Raw genomic sequence first — 3,013 nt, forward strand, 5'->3', positions numbered from 1 at the left:
GTATGCCGGAAGAAACGGAGCGTGGGCTGATGCACTGGTACAGCGAAGATGACAGCGTCAACCGGAAAGTCCAGTCCGCTGTGTTCACGGTCGAGGATCGAAACGGCCAACTCTGGGGTGTTGCGGAATGCCGTGTTGCAGGGGCCCTTACTCCGGTGGAACTGTCCAACCTGAAGGAGTACATCTCTGGACAGGCATCGGATGGCTGGGGCGAAGGATTTGAGCAGCGGGATATCTGCATTGGTGAAGACGAGCTGTATGTCCATCTGTGGAGCTTCGACGATTGGAGTATTCAGACGGAGGAGGAGCGCTTCTCCCCCAAATTGGCAGAGGGATTGCCGGAGATGTGCTACTCCACCCTGCCCACTACGGGCCAGCTGATCTGCATCAAGCGAGGTGAAACCGGCTACCACCCCTCGGAGTGGGATACCGGCGACAAAAAGCGGAATGTGGAACTGGCCGACCAGCTCAATGAGCACCTTGGCGTAGATATGTGGCAGAGACAGGCCATGGAGGTGGGCAGTATGTGCGGCTGGGATGCCCCCGGCGCAGACCCTGCCAAGTACCAGGAAGATTACAACCACCAGACAGGGGGGATGACCCTTGGATGAAAAACTTTTTAGCGTCTATCTGACACCCACAGACTACAGCAAATTGGCCTATGCCAAGCTGGAGCTTCCGGCCAGCCCATGGGAGCTGTTGGACGCGCTGGACAAGGTGCGGCTCCCGGAGGGAGATTCCTTATATTTGGAGGTTACAAATTATCATGATTTTGAGGTGCTGCGCTCCTGCCTTACCTGTTCATCGACAAACCTGCTGGAGCTGAACGATCTGGCAGAACGCCTCTCCAGCCTGAATGAGATACAGCATACCGCTTTCGACGGGCTGGTGCGGGTGGATCTCAAGAAACAGGACCCCATCACGCTGAAACGCCTTCGGGATCTGGCGGAAAGTGTGGACTGCTGCCATGTGATGGAAACAGTCGTGTCTGATGGACAGTTGGGTCGATTTTATGCAGAAAATGGGTTTGTGCCAGAAGTAGAAGGGCTGTCAAATGCAGCATTTGAACTTCTGGACTTTGAGAAAGTCGGAAAAATGGCACGCATGGGCGAAGGTGGCGTATATGTGCCAAGCGGGCTGTCTGACTTGGGCGGCTATGTGGTCCAACACTCCGACCTGAAATCGGCGCCGGAAATTACTCTATGCCAGCCTGTCGAGCCAAACTATACAATCCATCTACGGCTGGTGGCGCACCATGACGACCTTCCCTTCACCAGAACCGATGTCGTGGACCTGAAACTCCCTGCTGAAAACAACACATTGGAAATGGCAGTGCGTTGTCTGGGCTATGTTGACTGGGGTGCAGTTGAGTGTACCTGCATGGACTGCAAAGTTCCGCAATTGGCGGAGCATATCACCAGCGCAGTACCCTTCGAAACCATCGAACGACTGGGAGATGTGCTTGCCCAAATGTCGGCCAAAAACCTCCCCGTCTACAAGGCGCTCATAGCGGCCACGGAGTGCCAACATATTGAGGACGCACTGGTTCTGGCAGAGCAGCTTGATGAACACATCCTCTCTTCGGGCATTGCATCTCCTGAAGATGCTGCGGAAGAGGAACTGGCCAATGCGCTTACGAAAGAGGATGCCAAACTGATTCGACCTCATATCAATCTTCACACCTATGGGCAGGCACTTCTGGCCTCCCGCAACAGTATTCAGACTGAGTATGGCCTGCTCAAACGCCGGGATGGGCAGCCCATTCAAACTATCGGACAGCAGGAACTGGAGCCGCGGATGAGAGGGATGGAACTTGGATAAAATCGGAATGGAGATGATGCAAGTGAACGTTCGACACTCTGAACTCTTCGACTTGCTGGATGGCTTTGAAATGACCAGCTCCCAACATGACTGGCTGGAACAGCGGTTTGAAAACATGACGGTCAAAGAGGCCCTGCTGTTTCGTGGAGCTATGCAGATCGAGCGGCCCCAGATGACTTCCGATGTGGTACTCATCGTCAATCAACTGGATCACTACGACCTGTTCTACGGTGCTGGGGATGATATTCAGCTGGGCAAGTTCATCATGGAGCAGGTATACCCCTCCTCCTCGCAGGCCCGTGCGTTTCTCGACCCGGAGAAAGTGGGTGCAGCTTACCGCCAGAAGAGCAGGAACACCTTCTGCGATGGACACTTCATCCAGGTCACCTCTCCCATCACTCTGTCCCCGGATGGCAACCCGACGCTGAACCCCAACAAAGGTGACTATGGCATTCGGGTCAAGCTGGCCAGCCGCTCCCATATGAACGGTGTATGGGTTGGATTCCCGGACACCGGCGAGTATATGGACGCCACCCACCCGGACGAACTTCTTCTGGCAATGGACGCACTGGAGGTGGACACCTTGGCTGAGTGCATTGCCGTGGATGTGGACTGCTGTCTCCCCCAGCTGACGAACATTCCTTCCCAGTACGCCAGCGCCGGGGAGCTTGTCCGCCATGCCATCGACTTCGGCTGCGCCTGGGCAGAACAGGGCCAGGGAGAACGCCACTGGCTGGACAAGTGGCAGGCAGTCATGGAACTGGAGGACTGCCACCGTCTGGATCACGCCCTGGACCTGGCACAAAACCTCCACTGCTATCACTTCATGCCCCGTGGCATGGATCTTGCGGATTACGGCAAAACACTGGCAAAGCAGGACGGCATCTACCCCAAGGACGAACTGCTCGCCTCCTGCTTTGATGCGGAGGGCTATGCCAATCAGAGGATGAAGAACATGGACCTGACCGCCACGGAATTCGGCTTCGTATCCTGGAACGGCATGAAGCCGGTCTATGAGTACAGTCAGCCGGATATGGAGAAAACCATGTCCATGCAATAAGGAAAATCAAACAGCGTATGCGCTACAGGGGCCGTACCCGAAAGGGACACGGCTCCTGCTTTTTTGTTGCTCCTTGTTCGGGTATGGCCCCGGAAAGGAACAATGATGCGAGAACAACAGGTATTGGCCTAT

General features: G+C 55.3%; 2 protein-coding genes and 1 pseudogene. All 3 read left to right on the forward strand.

Annotated elements, in window-relative coordinates:
- A pseudogene (locus H9X86_RS11760) lies at window positions 1-611 on the forward strand (DUF4314 domain-containing protein); the annotation flags it as partial.
- Window positions 604-1,821: a hypothetical protein gene (locus tag H9X86_RS11765; protein ID WP_204901693.1), complete on the forward strand. Its 1,218-nt coding sequence runs from the start codon at window positions 604-606 to the stop codon at window positions 1,819-1,821. The pseudogene H9X86_RS11760 and the gene H9X86_RS11765, both read left to right, overlap by 8 nt.
- Before the next feature lie 22 nt (window positions 1,822-1,843).
- Window positions 1,844-2,881: a hypothetical protein gene (locus H9X86_RS11770; protein ID WP_204901694.1), complete on the forward strand. Its 1,038-nt coding sequence runs from the start codon at window positions 1,844-1,846 to the stop codon at window positions 2,879-2,881.
- Window positions 2,882-3,013 lie beyond the last annotated feature (132 nt).

It is taken from the genome of Pseudoflavonifractor capillosus, assembly GCF_016902575.1.
Taxonomy (GTDB): domain Bacteria; phylum Bacillota; class Clostridia; order Oscillospirales; family Oscillospiraceae; genus Enterenecus; species Enterenecus capillosus_A.